The sequence below is a fragment of the Phenylobacterium sp. genome (assembly GCF_035944335.1).
Taxonomy (GTDB): Bacteria; Pseudomonadota; Alphaproteobacteria; order Caulobacterales; family Caulobacteraceae; genus Phenylobacterium.
Map to the genome: position 1 here is coordinate 1 of NZ_DASZBG010000075.1, position 6,039 is coordinate 6,039.

4 protein-coding genes are annotated in these 6,039 nt (G+C 70.3%); 1 reads left to right on the forward strand and 3 read right to left on the reverse strand.

Annotated features, from left to right (window positions below; translation table 11 throughout):
• Positions 1 to 30 precede the first annotated feature (30 nt).
• Entirely contained in the window at positions 31 to 2,142 is a 2,112-nt protein-coding gene (locus VGT80_RS12470) for an HWE histidine kinase domain-containing protein (RefSeq protein ID WP_327456243.1), read from the reverse strand.
• Between the two features lie 161 nt (positions 2,143 to 2,303).
• On the opposite strand from VGT80_RS12470, the gene VGT80_RS12475 reads away from it, so the two are divergent.
• Positions 2,304 to 2,897: a sigma-70 family RNA polymerase sigma factor gene (locus VGT80_RS12475; protein WP_327456245.1), complete on the forward strand. Its 594-nt coding sequence runs from the start codon at positions 2,304 to 2,306 to the stop codon at positions 2,895 to 2,897.
• Between the two features lies 1 nt (position 2,898).
• On the opposite strand, the gene VGT80_RS12480 is transcribed toward VGT80_RS12475, so the two are convergent.
• Positions 2,899 to 3,915 carry a hypothetical protein gene (locus VGT80_RS12480; protein ID WP_327456247.1) on the reverse strand — a complete coding sequence of 339 codons (1,017 nt, stop codon included), beginning with the start codon at positions 3,913 to 3,915 and terminating at the stop codon, positions 2,899 to 2,901.
• Between the two features lie 11 nt (positions 3,916 to 3,926).
• Positions 3,927 to 6,039, reverse strand: a 2,113-nt coding sequence (locus VGT80_RS12485) for a xanthine dehydrogenase family protein molybdopterin-binding subunit (protein ID WP_327456249.1), incomplete at its 5' end; no start/stop codon positions are given.

Below are 6,039 nucleotides of genomic sequence, written 5' to 3' on the forward strand. Positions count from 1 at the left end.
TGTCAAGAACAAAATACGAACAGATCGCCCCTATTCCGCCGCCGCCACGGCCGCGCCATCGACCGCCGGCAGCCTGGCTCGCATCTCGCAGACCAGGCCGTCGGGCCGGTAGTCCACGGTCACCACGCCGTTCAGCTCCGCCGCCAGGCCGCGCTCCAGCAGCCGCGATCCGAAGCCCTTGCGAGAGGGCGGCGCCACCTTCGGACCCTTGGATTCCCGCCAGGTGAGATCGAGCGCCAGGCCGTCCTCGCCATCGGGCTTCACCGTCCAAGTCAGGCTCACCTCGCCCGTCGTCACGCTGAGCGCGCCGTACTTCGCCGCATTGGTCGCCAGCTCGTGCAGCGCCATGGCCAGCGCCAGCGCCGCCTGCGGCTCCATCCAGACCGACGGCCCGGAGATCTTGAACCGGCCGGCGTCCGCCCCGAACGGCCGAACCGCGCCCGCGACGATGTCGACGAGGTCCACGCCTTCCCAGCGCTGCGCGGTCAGCACGTCGTGGGCTCGCGAGAGCGCCATCAGCCGGTCGCTGAACGTCTCGTAGCTCGACAGCGGATCGTCGCCCGCCCGCCGCGCCTGGGCCGCGATCGACTGCACGGTGGCCAGCGTGTTCTTCACCCGGTGGTTCAGCTCGTTGATCAGCAGCCGCTGGTGCTCCTCGGCCCGCGTCCGCTCGGCGATCTCCCGCTGGGCCGCCTGATACAGCCGGGCGTTGTCGATGGCGATCGCCGCCTGTCCGGCCAGCCCCGCCGCCAGCCGCTCGGCCCGCTCGTCGAACACCCCCACCTCCGGATGGCCGAAGAACAACCCGCCCAGCACCTCGCCGGATCGCGACTTCACCGGCGCGGCCAGATAGCTGCGCACCGGCAGGTGGCCCGTCGGCTGGCCGTTGTGCGGCGGATTCTGGCCGTAGCGGGGGTCTTTCTGGATGTCGTCGGATCGCACCACGCCCTCGCCATCGAAGGTCGGGGCGAACACCTTGGTGTTGCGCGGCATGCCGAACCGCTCGAAGGCGTCGCGCGGCGCGCCCGACAGAGTGAACAGCATGTACTCTTCGCCGCGGTCGCCGATCACATTGTAGAAGAAGGCTCCGAACTGCGCCGCGGTCAGGGTCGTGCCGGCGTCCGTGACCTTCTGCACCACGCTCTCCAGGTCCAGATCGGCGGCGATCAGCTCGCCGGTGGCGTTGAGCGTCTCCAACGCCTCGGTCTCGGCGCGCAGGCGTCGCTCGCTGCGCGCCACCTGCTCCTTGGCCCGCCGCTCGTCGGAAACGGCCGCGAGCACCAGCACCGTCAGCCCGCTGGCCGCCAGGAACTCCTGGGCCATCAGCACGCGATGAGCCGCGTCAGCCACGACGCCCGGCTGGGGCCACACCCCACGGATGGCCGCCCAGGTGCCGATCAGCGCCACGATCACCAATCCGAAACTTGCGCCGGGCACGCTGAAGGCCAGAGCGGCCCAGACCAGAAAGGGGAACAGCAGCCAGCTGCCGATCGGCTGTTGCGAGGGTTGCAGGAAGATATGGGCGGCCACGACAGCCACCGCGCCCATGCAAGCTGCCAGATGCACCGCGCTCATCGGCGTCGGCCGCCAAGCTTCCCTGCGCGACAGCATCAGCAATATGGGGGCGACCAGCATGACGCCGACGAAATAGCCCAGCACCCAGTTCTCGAGCGCGGTCGCGAAGCGCGCGACCGGCATGCTCGTCGTCAGCAGCGACAGGGCCCCCAGCGCCGAGATCGCGGCGCCCAGCACGCCGCCCAGCAGGATCAACCGCGCCATGTCGGTCAGCGAGCCGAGCCGGGAATCGAGCCCGCCCAGGCGTCGGATGATCAGCACCGGTGTCAGCGCGCTCAAGGTCGCCGCGCCCGCCACGCCGAGGTCGGCCCACCACGGCTGCGGAGAGTGGGTGACCAGCGCGACGGTGATGCGGGCCAACAGGATCGCCGGCCAGAGCTGCGGGCCGCCGAGCAGCAGCCCCACGAAGGCGATCCCCGCGCCGGGCCAGATCGGGGTTCCGCCGCCCGGCGCGATCGCCCAATGCAGGCCGAGCCAGGCCGCCAGCGCATAGGCCACATAGAGGGCGGCAAAGCCTGGCGCGTCGCGTGAGCCGGGAACCAGGTTTCGGGTACGGATGGTTGGCAAGCCGATCCTCGAGCGCGTGCGGGCTCAGCCAATCTGCACGCAACTCTGCGCCCCCGCCTAGCCATGAACGCCTAGGGCAGAGCTTGGGTTGCCGATTTTTCGGTCGCGCCGGGAACGCAAGCTGGGCCGTAGCCGTTTAGCCGCCCGGGAGGAGGGCAAGCATGACCGAACATCTGTCAGCGGACCGTTTCGAGCAGGAGCTGCTGGACGCTGTCCCGTTCCTGCGCGCATTTGGCCGGACCCTCACCGGCGACGTCGAGCAGGCCGAGGATCTCGCCCAGGAAACCGTGCTCCAGGCCTGGCGCTGCCGCGACCAGTTCCACACCGGCACCAATCTGCGCGCCTGGCTGTCCACCATCCTGCGCAACCGCTTCTATTCGACCCAGCGCCGCCGCAAGTGGCGCGCCGAATATGACCAGGAAATCATCGAGCGCACGCTCGTGGCGCCGGACGATCCCTCCGCCAATGTCGAGCTGGAGGATGTCCGCCGGGCGCTCGCCATGCTGCCCGATTTCCAGCGCGAGGCCCTGATCCTCGTGGGGGCCGGCGGCATGCGCTACGAAGAGGTCGCCGAGATCATGGGCTGCCCGGTCGGCACGGTGAAGAGCCGTGTGCGGCGGGCCCGCGACGAGTTGCAGGCCGTGCTCTTCGAAGGTCGCGCCGCGCGGCCGCAGCGTGGGGGCGCCGCCCTCGACGCCCTGGTCTGGGACTTCGACAAGATCCGCTCGAAATCCGCGAGCTTCGTGGCCGCCTGACCTATTCCGCCAGCCCGGTCTCCTCCGGCTTGCGGCCTTCCTTCTCCGCCTGCCGCGCGCCGGCCAGGATGTCGGGCAGGGCGTAGTTTCCCTCGTGGCAGGCATATTCGTAGACCGGCCCCTTGGTGGCGTTCAGCGGCATCTCGGCCTTCCAGGTCTGGGTGAACACCTGCGGGTCCTCCACCTGGAACTGGTAGGCGATCTGGGTCGGCGAGACGCGGGTGAAGCGCTCGGTCACCCGCGCGTCCTTCGACAGGTACATGGTCGCGCCGAAATAGGGCCGCAGAGACTCGCCGGGGTTGAAGTTGGTGGTCTCCACGACCAGCGTCTCGCCCTCCCAATGGCCGATGCTATCGCCCATCCAGGGCCGGATGGCGGGCGGCAGGTGCTGCGCGCCGTCCAGCCGGATGGTGCGCACGTCGTGGTTCATCTCCACCACGATGGCGACGGCGTCCGGCGACTGCACGATCTGGTAGTTGTTGTTGTAGAGCACGTTCAGCATGGGCGGCCCGGCCGAGGAGCCGAAGCCCAGCACGCAGCGCTCGCCAAGCGGCCGGATCTCCGGCCCGCCGAAGTCGGTCCGGGCCTGGTGCAGCACGCTGTCGAACTTCTGTCGACCCGCGGCGCTGTAGGGCAGCTTGCCGTCCGCCGGATCGATCAGCCACGAGGTCCGGACCTGGCCATTCAGCCGGCCCAGCTTGGTGCCGGGATCGGTCCAGCCGGCGTTGTAACCGCCCGGATCGTTGGCCACCGGCGGCGCCGGCGCGTTCGGATCGGTGGGCTTGTCCTGGGCCGCGCGCATGGTCGCCCGCCGCTTCTCCACCTCCACGGCGACGGCCTCCGGAATGGTCAGGGTCTTGAAGTAGGCCGGTCGCTCGAGCGTGGTCAGCGAGCCGTTGGTCCACACGCCCTGCAGGTCCGGCTGCCCGAAGGCGTTGCGCGGCGCGTGGTAATCCGCCGCGGCCGCCGCGCCGCCCAGGCCAAGCGCCAGGGCGCCCGCCGCGATCCAGCATCTCATCCCAGCCATCCTCAAACCTTCTGCTGCAGGGCCTTCATCACCGCGGCCGGCCGGATCGGCAGGTCGCGGACCCGCGCGCCGGAGGCCGCGAAGATCGCATTGCCGATCGCCGGACCCACCACCGTCGTCGCGGGTTCGCCCAGCCCCACCGGTGGCTGGTCGCTCTTGACGAATTCCACCTCGACCTCCGGCGCGTCGGCCATCCGAAGCGGCGTGTAGGTGTTGAAGTTGGTGGCCTTCACCTGACCGTCGGCGAACTCGGTGCCTTCGAACAGCGCCAGGCTCATGCCCCACAGCGCCGCCCCCTCCACCTGCGCCAGCGCCCCGTTCGGCGAGACGATGGTCCCGGCATCGACCACCAGGGTCAGCTTCTCGACCTTCACGGCCCCGCTCGCCGGATCCACCCGCACCCGCGCCGCGCAGGCGGTCCAGGTCGGCATGTCGCGTTCCTGGCCGAATGTCGTGGCCACGCCGATGCCGGTGTTCTTGGGCAGGGGCGCACCCCAGCCCACCTTCTGCGCGAGCCGCGCCAGCACCGCGGCCTGGCGCCGGGCGCCGCCCACCGCCGTCGGTCCATCGGCCGCCCCGGAGTTGCGGCCAGCCCCATCCAGCAGCTTCAGCCGGAAGGCCACCGGATCGACGCCCGCTTCCTGGGCCGCTTCGTCCATGAAGCTCTCCACCGCCCAGTTGGTCCAGCCGGGCCCGACGGAGCGTAGCCAGCCCGGTCGGAAGGTCCGGTTGGCCAGGTCGTTGGAGACCGCCCGCACCCGCTGCGCGCCGACGCTGTACCAGTGGTTCGCGCCGTTGATCGCGAAGGGATCGTAGGGGACGCCGTTGGTCCCCTTGGGCATGAAGAAGGGCGCCATCACCTCAGTCGGCCATCCGGCGGACGCGGCATGGTCCATGGCCGTCACCCGGCCGCCCTCCCCGAACGCCATCCGCACCACCTGCACCGAGGGCGACCGGGGGCTGTCGAACCTCAGGTCGTCGGGCCGGGTCAGCACCATCTTCACCGGCTTGCCGGTCTGCTTGGCGGCCAGCGCCGCGGCCACCGCATAGTCGCCGTTCAGCCGCCGGCCGAAGCCGCCGCCCAGCAGGTAGGTCTTGAGGACGATCTTGTCCTCCGGCCGCCCCAGCGCCTTGGCCAGCCACGGCAGCACCAGCGACTGCCACTGGTTGCCCGTGTGGATCTCCATGACGCCGTCCCGCTCTACGGCGAGCGCGTTCAAGGGTTCCATCTGCGCATGCAGCGCCGTGGCGGTCGTGTAGGTCCGCTCGATCTTCTTGGTGGCGCCGGCGAAGGCCGCGTCCACCCCGGCATCGTCGATCACCAGGGAGCCCGCCTTCGGATCGGCGATCAGCTCGGCGGCGTGTTTCTGCAGGTCGGCCTCGGAGACCTTGGCCGAGGGCCCGCTCCGCCATTCGACCTTCACCTTGTCGGCTGCCCGGCTGGCGGCGACGAAGTTGTCGCCGAACACCATCACCCAGCCCGGCACGGTCCTCGACGGGTCCTCCAGCGCCACCGCGCTCAGGTAGCCGGGCACGGACTTGGCCGCGCTGTCGTCGATCGAGACGACCTCGCTATCGTTGCGCGTCGGCGGCAGTTTCGGCCGCGCGTAGATCATGCCCGGGATCTTGGCGTCGATGCCGTAGACGCCAGTCCCGCGCACCTTGCCCGGGATGTCGCGGGCCGGCGCGTCCTTGCCGATCAGCCGCCGCTCGGCGACCGGCTTGATCGGCAGCTTGGCGAGCTCATCGGCGGTGAAGGTCCGCGTCAGCTTCCCGCGCCGCACGATGTCGCCGTAGCCGATGGAGGCCTTGCCGGCATGCACCGCGCCGTTCCGCGCCACGCAGGCGCTTGCCGGCTTGCCGAGCAGCTTGGCGCCGGCGTCGACCAGCACGGTTCGACCCGCGGCGCCGGCTTGGCTGTACAGCGGGTAGCTCTGCCACACAGACCAGCTGCCGCCGGTCACCATCAGGCCCCACTTGGCGTCGGAATCGACGTGGTGGACCTTCACCTTCGACCAGTCGGCCTCCAACTCGTCGGCGACGATGCGCGCGATCGCCGTGCCGATGTGCTGGCCGAGCTCGGCGCGGATCACATTGACGGTCACCGTTCCGTCC

Coding starts and splice junctions, on each gene's coding strand:
- VGT80_RS12480 (WP_327456247.1), bottom strand. CDS start 3,915: ATGAGATGCTGGATCGCGGCGGGCGCCCTGGCGCTTGGCCTGGGCGGC.
- VGT80_RS12475 (WP_327456245.1), top strand. CDS start 2,304: ATGACCGAACATCTGTCAGCGGACCGTTTCGAGCAGGAGCTGCTGGAC.